Origin of the sequence: Klebsiella sp. C349492, from assembly GCF_042055345.1 — a bacterium.
Taxonomy (GTDB): domain Bacteria; phylum Pseudomonadota; class Gammaproteobacteria; order Enterobacterales; family Enterobacteriaceae; genus Klebsiella; species Klebsiella scottii.
In genome coordinates, this window is record NZ_JANQCE010000001.1 from 498565 (window position 1) to 512987 (window position 14423).

General features: G+C 56.5%; 14 protein-coding genes. 11 read left to right on the top strand and 3 right to left on the bottom strand.

Annotated features, from left to right (window positions below; translation table 11 throughout):
- Positions 1 to 152 precede the first annotated feature (152 nt).
- Together NWP14_RS02485 and menI are read left to right on the top strand one after the other, a co-directional pair.
- Positions 153 to 3209, top strand: a complete 3057-nt coding sequence (locus tag NWP14_RS02485; RefSeq protein WP_375214710.1) for an FAD-binding and (Fe-S)-binding domain-containing protein — start codon at positions 153 to 155, stop codon at positions 3207 to 3209.
- The gene (gene menI / locus NWP14_RS02490; protein WP_331833863.1) at positions 3206 to 3616 is read left to right on the top strand and encodes a 1,4-dihydroxy-2-naphthoyl-CoA hydrolase; all 411 of its coding nucleotides are present in this window, start codon (positions 3206 to 3208) and stop codon (positions 3614 to 3616) included. The genes NWP14_RS02485 and menI overlap by 4 nt, the downstream gene beginning before the upstream one ends.
- 54 nt (positions 3617 to 3670) lie before the next feature.
- Here menI and NWP14_RS02495 read toward each other — a convergent pair whose 3' ends face one another.
- On the bottom strand, positions 3671 to 3859 hold the full coding sequence (locus tag NWP14_RS02495; protein WP_095102074.1) for a YegP family protein: 189 nt from the start codon (positions 3857 to 3859) through the stop codon (positions 3671 to 3673).
- 166 nt (positions 3860 to 4025) lie between these two features.
- Between NWP14_RS02495 and NWP14_RS02500 the strand changes: the two genes are divergently transcribed.
- Positions 4026 to 4274, top strand: coding sequence for a GlsB/YeaQ/YmgE family stress response membrane protein (locus NWP14_RS02500; protein ID WP_041146033.1), 249 nt, complete (start codon positions 4026 to 4028; stop codon positions 4272 to 4274).
- A 219-nt stretch (positions 4275 to 4493) separates the two neighbouring features.
- Here the strand turns inward: NWP14_RS02500 and NWP14_RS02505 are convergent, their stop codons facing one another.
- Positions 4494 to 4826 (bottom strand): hypothetical protein, encoded by a 333-nt coding sequence (locus NWP14_RS02505; protein WP_095102076.1) that lies wholly within the window; start codon positions 4824 to 4826, stop codon positions 4494 to 4496.
- Positions 4827 to 5929: 1103 nt separating this feature from the next.
- Here NWP14_RS02505 and NWP14_RS02510 point away from each other — a divergent pair.
- From NWP14_RS02510 to NWP14_RS02545, 8 genes are all read left to right on the top strand, one after another.
- Positions 5930 to 6751 (top strand): oxaloacetate decarboxylase, encoded by an 822-nt coding sequence (locus tag NWP14_RS02510; protein ID WP_375214711.1) that lies wholly within the window; start codon positions 5930 to 5932, stop codon positions 6749 to 6751.
- A gap of 589 nt (positions 6752 to 7340) precedes the next feature.
- Positions 7341 to 7718, top strand: a complete 378-nt coding sequence (sufA, locus tag NWP14_RS02515; RefSeq protein WP_095102082.1) for a Fe-S cluster assembly scaffold SufA — start codon at positions 7341 to 7343, stop codon at positions 7716 to 7718.
- A gap of 2 nt (positions 7719 to 7720) precedes the next feature.
- Positions 7721 to 9208 carry a Fe-S cluster assembly protein SufB gene (gene sufB, locus NWP14_RS02520; RefSeq protein WP_095102084.1) on the top strand — a complete coding sequence of 496 codons (1488 nt, stop codon included), beginning with the start codon at positions 7721 to 7723 and terminating at the stop codon, positions 9206 to 9208.
- Between the two features lie 66 nt (positions 9209 to 9274).
- Complete coding sequence (gene sufC / locus NWP14_RS02525) at positions 9275 to 10021, top strand: Fe-S cluster assembly ATPase SufC (RefSeq protein ID WP_331833861.1); 747 nt, start codon at positions 9275 to 9277, stop codon at positions 10019 to 10021.
- Complete coding sequence (sufD, locus tag NWP14_RS02530) at positions 9996 to 11270, top strand: Fe-S cluster assembly protein SufD (protein ID WP_375214712.1); 1275 nt, start codon at positions 9996 to 9998, stop codon at positions 11268 to 11270. The genes sufC and sufD overlap by 26 nt, the downstream gene beginning before the upstream one ends.
- Complete coding sequence (gene sufS, locus NWP14_RS02535) at positions 11267 to 12487, top strand: cysteine desulfurase SufS (protein ID WP_375214713.1); 1221 nt, start codon at positions 11267 to 11269, stop codon at positions 12485 to 12487. The genes sufD and sufS overlap by 4 nt, the downstream gene beginning before the upstream one ends.
- A gap of 11 nt (positions 12488 to 12498) precedes the next feature.
- Positions 12499 to 12915, top strand: a complete 417-nt coding sequence (sufE, locus tag NWP14_RS02540; protein WP_095102092.1) for a cysteine desulfuration protein SufE — start codon at positions 12499 to 12501, stop codon at positions 12913 to 12915.
- 99 nt (positions 12916 to 13014) lie between these two features.
- Positions 13015 to 14013, top strand: a complete 999-nt coding sequence (locus tag NWP14_RS02545) for a L,D-transpeptidase family protein (RefSeq protein WP_375214714.1) — start codon at positions 13015 to 13017, stop codon at positions 14011 to 14013.
- 64 nt (positions 14014 to 14077) lie between these two features.
- Here the strand turns inward: NWP14_RS02545 and lpp are convergent, their stop codons facing one another.
- On the bottom strand, positions 14078 to 14314 hold the full coding sequence (gene lpp / locus NWP14_RS02550; protein ID WP_010430241.1) for a murein lipoprotein Lpp: 237 nt from the start codon (positions 14312 to 14314) through the stop codon (positions 14078 to 14080).
- Positions 14315 to 14423 lie beyond the last annotated feature (109 nt).

Genomic DNA, 14423 nt, shown 5'->3' on the forward strand with positions numbered 1-14423 from the left:
TACACAAAATCATCCAGGATACCTCGAACCGGCAGGTGAAAGCTCGCGGCGTTTGCCTAAGTCAGCGATCGGCGCAGCGGAAGCGGCTGACGGAAAGCGCTCCGAAGGATGAAGTTTTTACAACACAACATAGTCAGGCAGGGTCAAGCGTTATGATCCCACAAATTTCTCAAGCACCAGGCGTCGTTCAGCTGGTATTGAATTTTTTGCAGGTACTGGAGCAACAAGGTTTTACCGGCGATACCGCCACCAGCTATGCCGACAGGCTAACGATGGCGACGGACAACAGCATCTATCAGCTATTGCCGGACGCGATTTTATTCCCCCGTTCCACGGCGGACGTCGCGCTGCTGGCAAGAGTGGCGGCGGATGAGCGTTTCAAAACGCTGGTCTTTACGCCACGCGGCGGCGGCACCGGCACCAACGGCCAGTCGTTGAACGCGGGGATTGTTGTTGATATGTCCCGCTATATGAACCGCATTATCGAAATTAACCCGGAAGAAGGCTGGGTGCGGGTCGAAGCCGGGGTCATTAAAGATCAGCTCAACCAATATCTTAAGCCGTACGGCTACTTTTTCGCGCCGGAGCTGTCAACCAGCAACCGCGCTACGCTCGGCGGAATGATCAATACCGATGCCTCCGGCCAGGGGTCGCTGGTGTACGGTAAAACCTCCGATCATGTGCTGGGCGTGCGCTCGGTCCTGATGGGGGGCGATATTCTGGACACCCAGGCCATTCCCGCAGCCCTGGCAGAAACTCTGGCAAACGAGCAGTCGGCAATCGGGCGCATTTACCGCACCGTCTACCAGCGCTGCAAAGCGCAGCGCCAGCTGATTATCGATAAATTCCCTAAGCTTAACCGCTTCCTGACCGGCTACGATCTGCGCCACGTCTTTAATGACGATCTCAGCGAATTCGATCTGACCCGGATATTAACCGGTTCGGAAGGCACGCTGGCGTTTATTACCGAAGCGCGTCTCGATATTACCCGGCTGCCGAAGGTGCGTCGGCTGGTGAACGTTAAGTATGATTCGTTTGATTCCGCGCTGCGCAATGCGCCGTTTATGGTGGCGGCAAATGCGCTGTCGGTGGAAACCGTCGACTCGAAGGTGCTTAACCTCGCGCGCGAAGATATCGTCTGGCACTCCGTCAGCGAACTGATCGCCGACGTGCCGGATAAAGAGATGCTGGGGCTGAACATCGTCGAGTTTTCCGGCGATGACGTCGAGCTGATTGACGGCCAGGTGGCTTCCCTGTGCCAGCGGCTGGATCGGCTGATCGCCCAGGGTGAAGCCGGCGTCATTGGCTGGCAGGTGTGCGGCGAGCTGGACGGCGTTGAGCGTATCTACGCGATGCGTAAAAAGGCGGTAGGGCTGCTGGGTAACGCGAAGGGGGCGGCTAAACCGATTCCTTTTGCCGAAGATACCTGCGTGCCGCCGGAACATCTGGCGGATTACATCGTCGAGTTTCGCGCGCTGCTGGACGCCCACGGCCTGAGCTACGGCATGTTTGGCCACGTCGATGCCGGGGTGCTGCACGTGCGCCCGGCGCTGGATATGTGCGATCCTCAGCAGGAAGTGCTGATGAAGCGGATCTCCGATGAAGTGGTCGCGCTGACGGCCAAATACGGCGGCCTGCTGTGGGGGGAGCACGGGAAGGGGTTCCGCGCCGAGTACAGCCCGGCGTTCTTTGGCGATGAGCTGTACCGCGAGCTGCGGAAAGTGAAGGCAGCATTTGATCCGGATAACCGCCTTAACCCCGGGAAAATTTGCCCGCCGGAAGGCGTCGATGCGCCGATGATGAAAGTGGACGCGGTGAAGCGCGGCACCTACGACCGTCAGATCCCTATCGCCGTACGCAGCTCATGGCGCGGGGCGATGGAGTGTAACGGTAACGGCCTGTGCTTTAACTTTGATGTTAAGAGCCCCATGTGCCCGTCGATGAAGGTGAGCAATCATCGCATCCATTCGCCGAAAGGCCGGGCAACGCTGGTGCGCGAGTGGCTGCGTCTGCTGGCCGATCGCGGTATCGATCCCAATCAGCTGGAGAGCCAGCTGGCGGAAAAACGCGCCAGCCTGCGCGAACTGATCGAGCGTACCCGCAACAGCTGGCACGCGCGCAAGGGCGAGTATGACTTCTCGCATGAGGTCAAAGAGGCGATGTCCGGCTGTCTGGCCTGTAAAGCCTGCTCCACCCAGTGTCCGATTAAGATTGACGTTCCGGAGTTCCGTTCACGCTTCCTGCAGCTTTACCACAGCCGCTATCTGCGCCCGGTTCGCGACCATCTGGTGGCGACGGTGGAGTCCTACGCGCCGCTGATGGCGCAGGCGCCGAAAACCTTTAACTTCTTTATTAACCAGCCGTGGATGCGCAAGCTGTCGGAGAAGCACATCGGGATGGTGGATTTACCGCTGCTCTCCACGCCGTCGCTGAAGCAGCAAATGGTCGGCCACCGTTCGGCGAATATGACGCTGGAACAGCTTGAAACGCTGAGCGCCGAGCAAAAGGCGAAAATGGTGCTGGTGGTGCAGGATCCGTTCACCAGCTACTACGATGCGCAGGTGGTGGCTGATTTCATCCGTCTGGTGGAAAAGGTCGGCTATCAGCCGGTGCTGCTGCCGTTTTCGCCAAACGGTAAGGCGCAGCATATTAAAGGCTTCCTGTCGCGTTTCGCCCGTACGGCGCAGAAAACGGCGGACTTCCTCAACCGGATGGCGCAGCTCGGGATCCCGATGGTCGGCGTCGATCCGGCCCTGGTGCTGTGCTACCGCGATGAATACAACCAGACGCTGGGCGACAAGCGCGGCGACTTCCGCGTGATGCTGGTACATGAATGGCTGCCGCAGGCGCTGCCTGAAAGCGCGGTGCAGGATAACGGCGGCGAGGCGTGGTATCTGTTTGGTCACTGCACTGAGGTCACGGCGCTCCCGGCCGCGCCGAAGCAGTGGGCTGAAATCTTTGCGCGCTTTGGCGCGAAGCTGGAAAACGTCAGCGTGGGCTGCTGCGGCATGGCCGGAACCTACGGCCATGAGGTTAAAAACCATGCCAACTCGTTGGCGATTTACGCGCTTTCCTGGCAACAGGCGATGCAGCGTTTGCCGCGCAACCGCTGCCTGGTGACCGGCTATTCCTGTCGTAGCCAGGTTAAGCGTATTGAAGGCAGCGGCGTACGTCACCCGCTGCAGGCGCTGCTGGAGATTATTGGATGATTTGGAAACGTCAGACAACGCTGGAACAGCTCAACGCTATGGGCGAGGGCAATATGGTTGGTCTGCTGGATATCCGCTTCGATGTGTTTACCGATGACACCCTTGAAGCCACGATGCCTGTAGACAGCCGAACCCATCAGCCGTTTGGCCTGCTGCACGGCGGCGCGTCGGTGGTGCTGGCCGAAACGCTGGGTTCGGTTGCCGGCTACTTATGCAGCGAAGGCGAACAAAAGGTGGTGGGGCTTGAGGTTAACGCTAACCATATCCGCTCGGTTCGCGGCGGTCGGGTTCGTGGCGTCTGCAGGGCCCTGCACGTCGGCTCGCGCCATCAGGTGTGGCAGATTGAAATATCCGATGAGCAGGGGCGCCTGTGCTGCTCATCGCGGCTCACTACGGCGGTGGTTTAAGACCGCGATCGTTGCCTGAAGTGATATATGGGGGAAATTTTTCCCCCATATTGTTTATAGCGTTTCATCCTTAATTATTTCACTCGGGCCATTCTTCTGCACCGAGGCAATTCCTTTTTTCGCCGCATCCTTCGAGGAATACATTTCACTGGTGGCAATGGTTTCGTGGTTATCGGCCTTCAGTAAGAAATACCAAGGTTGGGACACGCTCTTCTCTGACTTCTTAATGACGTAATACCCCATCTTTTACCCCTTTTCACGTTAACAGCTTCCCATGATATGTAGACCATGACGGCTTGTGCGGCAAGTAATCATCTAATAAATATATAATTCATGATTCATTGGTTCTGTGTATGCTATTATTTAGTCACTATGCACTTGCAGAGCAACAAAGAGGACGGAGTTAACCATGGGTATCATTTCCTGGATCATTTTTGGTCTTATTGCCGGTATTTTAGCTAAGTGGATCATGCCGGGCAAAGACGGCGGCGGCTTTTTCGTCACCATCATTCTGGGGGTCATCGGTGCGGTAGTGGGCGGCTGGATCAGCACCTTCTTTGGTTTTGGCAAGGTTGACGGGTTTAATTTCGGGAGCTTTGTCGTTGCGGTAATTGGCGCGCTGGTCGTGCTGTTTATCTACAGAAAAATTAAGAGCTAATAGCCCTTCAGTATCAACTGAGTCATAAGCGATAAAAGCTGCCACTATTATTGGCAGCTTTTTTTTTCGTCACATAATAGCGATGCTGACGGATCGGATGATAATAAAAACCACAACAAACCGGCGGGCAAATCTATTAGACAACCCGTACATCGTACCGGCCGAAGGGGCCGCTAACCTATTTCCCTACGCCCGCAGGGTTTAATTAACCCGCCATAATCACCAGGGACCGGCCTCTGACATATCGGGTACGGCGACAACTTCGACATGAACTTCATAATGCCGGGCTTTGCTGGCCGGGATTAACGCGGTGAGCTTATTAATGGTTTCAGTCGGATTATCGCTGGCAACGGTCGCGGAGAAGAGCACCGGCTTTCTCGGCGGCAATGGCGGCATGGGCATTGGCATGGGGCCACGTTCCTGATTCATCTCAAACGGCGGCTGCCCGGCGTTATTCCGCGCTGGGGCTGGCGTTTCGTTTTTATCCGCGGCGAAGGCGCCGGCGGCGGCAATAGAAACGGTTGCTAACAGGGCAATGATTGTTCTTTTCATCTTTGTTACCTCTTAAGAGTGTGGCTAAAATCTTAGAGGTTACGTTTCTGGCCGACAATCCCACCAGGGGCGAATCCTACAAATCTCCTTATTTATTAACGAATGTGGAGGGTCAGCAGGGAAGCGTGCGGCACGGTGAAACCGAGGGCCGGTCTCATCAGGAGATGGCTGCGGCCAGCCGATAAAAGGCAAGAATTGAAACAGCGGCGACAAAGATTTGTGGCACAACACGCTTTCAGTCCAGCAGGACGCTCATCACCAGAAGGACTACCATGCACATCGACATAATACTGATATCTATCATCCGTTACGACAAAAGCTCCAGGTTATCAGCGGCTCCGGCATCATGCCGAAACCTGTAGAAAATATAGACGGAGATTGTACACCAGCTTGATCATGGTGATTAAAACTTAATCCCCGAAGGACGGTCGACTTTATAACCAAAATGTCTACACATAGCCACACAACAACCCCGGTTTTCAGATAATGCTTATAGATTGGCCGTGATATTCGTAGAAGCGGCCCATGCTATGGGGATTGGGGCATATTGGGGTCGGCGCATCCTGGAGCGAGGTAAGACGAAATTTCAACCTGATTAATACCTGTCGGTCAAATGGCCGAAGGGCGGCAGAGCGTGTCCGCTGCTCGACTGCTATGACGTCGGAGATTGTCGAGTGCGGCCGCCGGAAAACGGCGCCTGCGGGGCTAATGCGAAGATATTTCCCGGCGCTATCGCTATGAGGTGGCCCGCCCGGGATCCCTATGCAAAAGCACGAGGGCGGGCCTTGGCTATAGGGGGTCTACAACCGGCACGGATTTTACCATCCAGAATATGGCCGAAATATTAAAAACCTCTCCCGGGAAACGTTTTAAGATTTACCTCATCTGATAAGGCAATACGCTGCGACAGAGTGAGCTATTTGCAACTGCTCTGCTTAGAAGGCGTGGCAGTCAATGGTAGGAATGCCGTCATAGGGGCATAATCTATACCTCGCCCCTAAAACCCGGCACATCTTCGCCAACGCGAATGCAGAATTTATGGCATACCGCTGCCTGCGCAGGTTATAACAGCTGAATGAAAAAATAGCATTCAGGGGAGATCTATGAGCGACAAAAGCAGAGCTTTTCGTCTTCTTCACGAATCCGGGAATACCTTTGTCATTCCTAATCCCTGGGACATCGGCACCGCCAGAATACTTGAGCAAATGGGCTTTATGGCCCTCGCCACAACCAGCGCTGGGCTCGCCTTTTCTCTGGGGGTGGCGGAAGGCCAGGTCTCCTGGCAACAGACCATTCATCACTGCCGGAACCTCGCCGCAGCGACCGCTCTGCCGGTGTCAGCCGATCTGGAGAAAGGAGCGGGCAACAGTCCGGATAGCGCCGCTGAAACCATTGAGATCGCAGTGGACGCCGGTCTTGCGGGCTGTTCCCTTGAGGATTACAGCGGCCGGCCGGAAGTTCCTATCTTCGATTTGAGCCTTGCGGTTGAGAGAATTGCGGCGGCGGCTGAATCACGCGCTATTTGTGATCCTGATTTTGTTATTACTGCGCGAGCTGAAAATTTCATGTGGGGCAATCGGGATCTTGATGAAACAATCCTGAGGCTTCAGGCTTTCGAAAAGGCTGGCGCAGATGTTCTCTATGCCCCGGGGATCGACGATCTCTCTATGATTCAAACCCTCTGCAGCTCTGTTACAAAACCGGTGAATGTTGTCATGGGATTGCCCGGAAATGTTTACAGCGTCGAAGAACTCTCACAAGCCGGAGTCCGGCGTATAAGCGTGGGAGCCTCAATGGCCCGATTCGCTTATGGCGCGTTTGTTCAGGCAGCGCGGGAGGTCAGCCGTGATGGCACTTTTACCTATGCAAAACAGGCCATCGGTTTTTCAGAACTTGAGGCCTTTTTTCGCCGGGCTAATCAATAATCAGCAGACGTGGCGGCGTGCATCAATTTCACGCTGCGTTTTTCCAGCGCATAGCGGTCAATTATCATGGATACGTGTCGCCGGCGTTCAGGTGAGTTCCTGTATCCATTCCAGGTGAAAAGATCGGCAGCAGCGCCACCGTCAGCTACAATCTCTTCTTCTGGCTTGAGTCCGGCTATTTTGCGGGCCATAACGGGGACAGCGGAGCTGATGGAGGGCGCTTTTGGAGACAGCGGAATCTCCTTTTATGCCCCGGATTGTCCGCCGGTGTAATAGTGTAACCTGTTGAATATCCGATAAGTCGCTGAAAGCAGGATTTTTTCATCTCCTATCTCAAAAATCGGTATTTTCGATACATCTTTTCCATTGCCGCACCTTCTGCCAATTCGCATCAAATAACTTATTATTTTTCAATCTATTAAATAGAAAAAATGAGACCTGATAAGCAGTAAAGCAGGGTCTATGCTTATAAAAAGGGCCGTAAAAGGGTCGCAGGGGCGAATACCCCTTCTCCAGATGGGTTGAAGTGATAATCGTTATCACTAACATGGTGAGATGCCCTGATGGCGCCAACCAATGAGGTAGAGCTATGGAATTACAAGCAGGAACCTTTAATCCCGACGATTTTAGCTGGCGAGGTCTGATAATGACGCCCGCCGCCGCCGCCCATATCCGTGATCTGGTGAGCAAGCAGCCGCCGATGCAGGGGCTGCGTCTTGGCGTGAAAACCAGCGGCTGCGCTGGATTTGCCTACGTCATGGAGCTTATCGCTGAGCCCGCGCAGGACGATCTGCTGTTTGAGTTTGATGGCGCGAAGCTGTGGGCGCCGCTGCAGGCAATGCCGTTTATTGATGGTACGGAGCTGGATTACGTTCGGGAAGGATTAAATGAAATCTTTAAGTTTCATAACCCGAAAGCGCAGCACGAGTGCGGCTGCGGTGAAAGCTTTGGGGTTCAGGCGGAGTAATTATGTCTCGTAATACTGAAACAACTGACGATGTCAAAACCTGGACCGGCGGGCCGCTGAATTATAAAGAAGGCTTTTTTACCCGGTTACAGACCGATGAGCTGGCCAAGGGTATCAACGAAGAGGTGGTGCGGGCAATATCCGCCCGTCGCAACGAGCCGGAGTGGATGCTTGAGTTCAGGTTGAACGCATTTAAGGCGTGGCTGGAGATGGAAGAGCCGCACTGGCTGAAGGCGCACTACGATAAGCTGGACTATCAGGACTACAGCTACTATTCCGCGCCGTCCTGCGGCAACTGCGACGACACCTGCGCCTCCGAACCGGGAGCGGTGCAGCAAACCGGCCCTGGCGACTATCTGACCAGCGAAGTCGAAGAGGCCTTTAATCTGCTGGGCGTGCCGGTACGTGAAGGTCGCGAAGTGGCGGTAGACGCCATATTTGACTCGGTTTCGGTCGCCACCACCTACCGGGAAAAGCTGGGAGAGCAGGGCATCATATTCTGTTCCTTCGGCGAAGCGATTCACGATCATCCGGAGCTGGTGAAAAAATATCTCGGCACCGTGGTGCCCGGCAATGACAACTTCTTCGCCGCGCTGAACGCCGCGGTTGCCTCCGACGGCACCTTTATCTACGTGCCGAAAGGCGTGCGCTGCCCGATGGAACTATCGACCTATTTTCGCATCAATGCGGAAAAAACCGGCCAGTTTGAACGCACGATCCTCGTTGCCGATGAGGGCAGCTACGTCAGCTATATCGAAGGCTGCTCGGCGCCGGTTCGCGACAGCTACCAGCTGCACGCGGCGGTCGTTGAGGTCATCATCCACAAAGATGCCGAAGTAAAATATTCCACGGTGCAGAACTGGTTCCCCGGCGATAACAACACCGGCGGGATCCTGAACTTCGTCACCAAACGGGCGCTCTGTGAAGGTGAAAACAGCAAAATGTCGTGGACCCAGTCGGAGACCGGCTCGGCGATAACGTGGAAGTATCCGAGCTGCATTCTGCGCGGCGACAACTCCATCGGCGAGTTCTTCTCGGTGGCGTTGACCAGCGGTCACCAGCAGGCGGATACCGGCACCAAAATGATTCATATCGGTAAAAATACCCGCTCGACGATTATCTCCAAAGGGATTTCCGCCGGTAAAAGCCAGAACAGCTACCGCGGGCTGGTAAAAATTATGCCGACCGCGACCAACGCGCGAAACTTTACCCAGTGTGACTCGATGCTGATTGGGCCAGACTGCGGGGCGCATACCTTCCCGTACGTCGAGTGCCGCAACAATAGCGCCCAGCTGGAGCACGAAGCCACCACCTCGCGAATCGGTGAAGATCAGCTGTTCTACTGCCTGCAGCGCGGGATCAGTGAAGATGATGCGATCTCAATGATCGTTAACGGTTTCTGTAAGGATGTTTTCTCAGAGCTGCCGCTGGAATTTGCCGTGGAAGCGCAAAAACTGCTGGCGATAAGCCTTGAACACAGCGTCGGTTAACAGTCTGACCCACACCGGCTGCGCGCTGACGCCGCCTGAATCAGACTGCCGAATTAAGGAATATACATGTTAAGTATTAAAGATTTGCAGGTTTCCGTTGACGAGAAAGAGATCCTGCGCGGATTGAACCTGGATATCCGACCTGGCGAAGTTCACGCCATTATGGGGCCCAACGGCTCCGGGAAAAGTACGCTCTCCGCAACGCTCGCCGGGCGGGAAGATTATGAAGTGACCGGCGGCAGCGTTGAGTTTAAGGGCAAGGATCTGCTTGAGCTTGCGCCGGAGGATCGCGCGGGCGAGGGGATCTTTATGGCCTTCCAGTATCCGGTTGAAATTCCGGGCGTCAGCAATCAGTTTTTCCTGCAAACGGCGCTGAATGCGGTACGTCGCTATCGCGGGCAGGAGCAGTTAGATCGCTTTGATTTTCAGGATCTGATGGAAGAAAAAATTAAGCTGCTGAAGATGCCGGAAGACCTGCTGACCCGCTCGGTCAACGTCGGCTTCTCCGGTGGCGAGAAAAAGCGCAACGACATCCTGCAGATGGCGGTGCTGGAGCCGGAGCTGTGCATTCTCGATGAGTCTGACTCGGGGCTGGATATCGACGCCCTGAAGATCGTTTCTGACGGCGTCAACGCGCTGCGCGACGGCAAGCGCGCGTTTATTATTGTCACCCACTACCAGCGTATTCTCGACTATATCAAGCCTGATTACGTCCACGTGCTGTATCAGGGGCGGATCGTCAAATCCGGCGACTTCACCCTGGTCAAACAACTGGAGGAGCAGGGCTATGGCTGGCTTACCGAACAGCAGTAACGCGCTGCAGCAGTGGCACCACCTGTTTGAAGCGCAGGCGGAGCAGCGAACCCCAGAAGCGCACCAGCACCTGCAGCAGGCGCTGCGCCTGGGGCTGCCGACGCGTAAGCATGAGCACTGGAAATATACGCCGCTGGATGCGCTGCTCAGCGGCACCTTCGTCGCACCGCAGCCCGAGGCGTTAACCACGGCGCAGCGGGACGCGCTGGCGCTCTCCGTCGATGCCTGGCGGCTGGTGTTCATCGATGGCCGCTACAGCGAAGCGTTGAGCGATGCGCTGGCCGACAGCGGCTACGAAGTCAGCATCGATAACCAGCGGCAGACGCTGCCCGACGCGCTGCAGCCGGAGCTGTTTCTGCACCTGACCGAAAGCCTGGCGCCGACGGTGACGCGCATTCGCGTGAAGCGCAACCAGCGCCCCGCGAGGCCGTTACTGATTATGCACGTGACGCGCGGGCTGGAGGGGGAAGAGATGAATACCGCGCACTACCGGCATCATCTGGAGCTGGAGAGCGGCGCGGAGGCGACGATCCTTGAGCACTATGTCAGCCTTAACGAGCAGCGTCATTTTACCGGCGGACGGCTGACCGCCACGGTGGCGGACAACGCGCATCTGCAGCATATCAAGCTGGCGTTTGAAAACGCGCAGAGCTTCCACTTTGCCCACAACGACCTCTCTCTGGGGCGCGATGCATCGGCCTTTAGCAGCAGCTTCCTGCTCGGCGGCGCGGTGCTGCGCCAGCATACCAGCGTGCGGCTGCGGGGTGAGAACAGCAACCTGCGGATCAACTCTCTGGCGATGCCGGTAAAAAATGAGGTCTGCGACAGCCGCACCTGGCTGAACCATGACGTCGGCTACTGCAATAGCCGCCAGCTGCATAAGACCATCGTCAGCGACAAAGGTCGGGCGGTATTTAACGGCCTGATCAACGTTGCGCCGAACGCGATTAAAACCGACGGCCAGATGACCAATAATAATCTGCTGTTAGGCCGGCTGTCGGAGGTGGATACCAAACCGCAGCTGGAGATTTACGCCGATGACGTCAAATGTAGCCACGGCGCCACCATCGGGCGTATCGACGATGAACAGCTGTTTTACCTGCGCTCGCGCGGCATCACCCAGCAGGCGGCGCAGCACATGATTCTGTACGCTTTCGCCGCGGAGCTGACGGAAGCCATCGGCGATGTGGCGCTGAGGCAGCAAATCCTCGCGCGCATCGGCCAGCGTCTACCGGGAGAGGCAGCATGACATTTTCTGTTGAACGAGTCCGCGCAGATTTTCCGCTGCTCGGCCGGGAGGTCAACGGCCAGCCGCTGGTCTATCTGGACAGCGCCGCCAGCGCGCAAAAGCCGGAGGCGGTCATTCACGCCGAGGCGGAGTTTTACCGGCACGGCTATGCCGCCGTGCATCGCGGCATTCACACCCTGAGCGCGGAAGCGACGACGCGAATGGAGCAGGTTCGCCAGCAGGCGGCAACCTTCCTCAACGCGCGCTCTGCGGAAGAGCTGGTGTTTGTCCGCGGGACCACCGAAGGGATTAACCTGGTGGCGAATAGCTGGGGCAACGCCAACGTGGGGGCCGGGGATAACATCATCGTCAGCGCGATGGAGCACCACGCCAATATCGTTCCGTGGCAGCTGCTCTGCGCCCGGGTGGGCGCCGAGCTGCGGGTGATCCCGCTCAATCCGGACGGAACCCTGCAGCTGGAGGCGATACCGGGTCTGTTCGACGCGCGCACCCGGCTGCTGGCCATCACCCAGGTCTCTAACGTGCTGGGCATTGAAAATCCGGTAGCGGCGCTGATTGCGCTGGCGCATCAGCACGGCGCCAGGGTGCTGGTGGACGGCGCTCAGGCGGTGATGCATCACGCCGTGGACGTCCAGGCGCTGGACTGCGACTTCTACGTCTTCTCCGGACACAAGCTGTACGGCCCGACCGGGATCGGCGTCCTCTATGGTAAAGCGGCTCTGCTGGACGAGATGCCGCCGTGGGAAGGGGGCGGATCGATGATCGCCACCGTCAGCCTGACCCAGGGGACCACCTGGGCAAAAGCGCCGTGGCGCTTTGAGGCGGGGACGCCGAATACCGGCGGAATTATCGGGCTCGGGGCGGCGCTGGATTACGTCAGCGCGCTGGGGCTGGCGCATATCGGCGAATATGAACAGACGCTGATGCGCTACGCGCTGCAGGAGCTGACAAAAGTGCCGGACCTGATCATCTACGGCCCGCCGCAGCGGCTCGGGGTGATTGCCTTTAATCTCGGCGCGCACCACGCCTACGACGTCGGCAGCTTCCTCGATAACTATGGCATCGCGATTCGAACCGGCCATCACTGCGCGATGCCGCTGATGGACTTCTTTAGCGTTCCGGCGATGTGTCGGGCATCGCTGGCGATGTACAATACCACGGAAGATGTGGATCGGCTGGTCGCAGGACTACAGCGCATTCACAAGCTATTAGGCTAAAGGAAGCAATCATGGCGGCGTTACCGGATAAAGATAAACTGCTGCGCAACTTCAGCCGTTGCGCAAACTGGGAAGAGAAGTACCTCTATATTATTGAGCTTGGCCAGCGGCTGGCGCCGCTGAGCGCCGAGGAGCATACGGCGCAAAACATTATCCAGGGCTGCCAGAGCCAGGTATGGATTGTCGTGGAGCAGAACGAGACGGGCGCGCTCGTGCTGCGCGGCGATAGCGACGCGGCTATCGTCAAAGGGCTCATCGCCGTGGTGTTTATTCTCTATGACCAGATGACGGCCAAGGATATCACCGCTTTTGACGTTCGCCCGTGGTTTGAAAAGATGGCGCTGACTCAGCATCTTACGCCATCGCGGTCGCAGGGGCTGGAAGCCATGATTCGCGCAATTCGCGCGAAAGCCGCAAATCTTAGCTAGAATAAACAGGTAGATTTCATTCTGTTACGTTCGGTGGGAACGCGTTTCCCGCCGATGTACAGATCCTGGCGTTTTATTAGCGAAAGAAGGAATCTCAGTATGAAACGCGCGTCTCTCCTCACTTTATCCCTTCTGGCGGCCCTCAGCGTGCAGCATGGCGCCTGGGCGGTAGATTACCCACTTCCTCCTGCTAACAGCAGGATCATTGGTCAAAATCAATTCTGGACGGTACAGGAGGGGGATCGCAACCTGCAGGCGATTGCTCGTCATTTTGATACCGCGGCAATGCTGATCCTCGAAGCTAACGATACGCTGGCGCCGGTAGAGCCTGAACCGGGCACCCAGGTGCTGATCCCTTCGCAGATGCTGCTGCCCGACACGCCTCGCGAGGGAATTGTCGTGAACCTGGCGGAGCTGCGGCTCTACTACTTCCCGCCGGGGCAAAATCAGGTGCAGGTCTATCCTCTCGGCATTGGCCAGCTTGGGCTGGAAACGCCGGAGATGACCACCCGCGTCGGGCAGAAGATCCCCAATCCGACCTGGACCCCGACGGCGGGCATCCGCGCCCGCTCGCTGGAGAAAGGGATTAAGCTGCCGCCCGTTATTCCGGCGGGGCCAAACAACCCTCTGGGACGCTATGCGCTGCGCCTGGCGTACGGTAACGGCGAATACCTCATTCATGGCACCAACGCGCCGGATAGCGTGGGGCTGCGGGTCAGCTCCGGCTGTATGCGCATGAACGCCGCCGACATTCAGGCGCTCTTTAGCCAGGTGAAGACCGGAACGCCGGTGCGCATCATCAATCAGCCGGTGAAGTTTGCGGTTGAGCCCGACGGCAGGCGCTACGTTGAGGTACACCGGCCGCTGTCGCAGGATGAAAGCGGCGATACCCGAACCATTGCCTATACGCTCCCGGCGGAATTCCATCAGTTTTCCGGCGATAAGTCCGTCGACGAGGCGCTGCTGAAGCGCGCGCTGTCGAGAAGAGCGGGCTATCCGGTGGTGGTTTCTGGCGGTGAGCAGAGCAGTGCCGGAGGGGTGGTATCGAATTTGTCGGTGCAGAATGCGCCGGTGGATGAGAGTACAAGAGTGCAGTAAATCGGGGAGAGCAGGACAAAAAAAATGGCGCACAATGTGCGCCATTTCTATTACACAGGCACTATTACTTACGGTATTTAGTAGCCTGGTTGTCCAGACGCTGGTTAGCGCGTGCTGCGTCATCTTTAGCAGCCTGAACGTCGGAACGGATTGCGTTCACGTCGTTGCTCAGCTGGTCAACTTTAGCGTTCAGAGTCTGAACGTCAGAAGACAGCTGATCGATTTTAGCATTGCTGGAGCAACCAGCCAGCAGAGTAGAACCCAGGATTACCGCGCCCAGTACCAGTTTAGTACGATTCATTATTAATACCCTCTAGATTGAGTTAATCTCCATGTAGCGTTACAAGTATTACACAAACTTTTTTGGGATGAGAATATTTTTTTACGGTAATACGCTTATTTTTGATCGT

Bases quoted from the DNA above. Each gene is read 5' to 3' on its own strand.
- NWP14_RS02485 (WP_375214710.1), top strand. From the start codon at position 153: ATGATCCCACAAATTTCTCAAGCACCAGGCGTCGTTCAGCTGGTATTG.
- menI (WP_331833863.1), top strand. From the start codon at position 3,206: ATGATTTGGAAACGTCAGACAACGCTGGAACAGCTCAACGCTATGGGC.
- NWP14_RS02495 (WP_095102074.1), bottom strand. From the start codon at position 3,859: ATGGGGTATTACGTCATTAAGAAGTCAGAGAAGAGCGTGTCCCAACCT.
- NWP14_RS02500 (WP_041146033.1), top strand. From the start codon at position 4,026: ATGGGTATCATTTCCTGGATCATTTTTGGTCTTATTGCCGGTATTTTA.
- NWP14_RS02505 (WP_095102076.1), bottom strand. From the start codon at position 4,826: ATGAAAAGAACAATCATTGCCCTGTTAGCAACCGTTTCTATTGCCGCC.
- NWP14_RS02510 (WP_375214711.1), top strand. From the start codon at position 5,930: ATGAGCGACAAAAGCAGAGCTTTTCGTCTTCTTCACGAATCCGGGAAT.
- sufA (WP_095102082.1), top strand. From the start codon at position 7,341: ATGGAATTACAAGCAGGAACCTTTAATCCCGACGATTTTAGCTGGCGA.
- sufB (WP_095102084.1), top strand. From the start codon at position 7,721: ATGTCTCGTAATACTGAAACAACTGACGATGTCAAAACCTGGACCGGC.
- sufC (WP_331833861.1), top strand. From the start codon at position 9,275: ATGTTAAGTATTAAAGATTTGCAGGTTTCCGTTGACGAGAAAGAGATC.
- sufD (WP_375214712.1), top strand. From the start codon at position 9,996: ATGGCTGGCTTACCGAACAGCAGTAACGCGCTGCAGCAGTGGCACCAC.
- sufS (WP_375214713.1), top strand. From the start codon at position 11,267: ATGACATTTTCTGTTGAACGAGTCCGCGCAGATTTTCCGCTGCTCGGC.
- sufE (WP_095102092.1), top strand. From the start codon at position 12,499: ATGGCGGCGTTACCGGATAAAGATAAACTGCTGCGCAACTTCAGCCGT.
- NWP14_RS02545 (WP_375214714.1), top strand. From the start codon at position 13,015: ATGAAACGCGCGTCTCTCCTCACTTTATCCCTTCTGGCGGCCCTCAGC.
- lpp (WP_010430241.1), bottom strand. From the start codon at position 14,314: ATGAATCGTACTAAACTGGTACTGGGCGCGGTAATCCTGGGTTCTACT.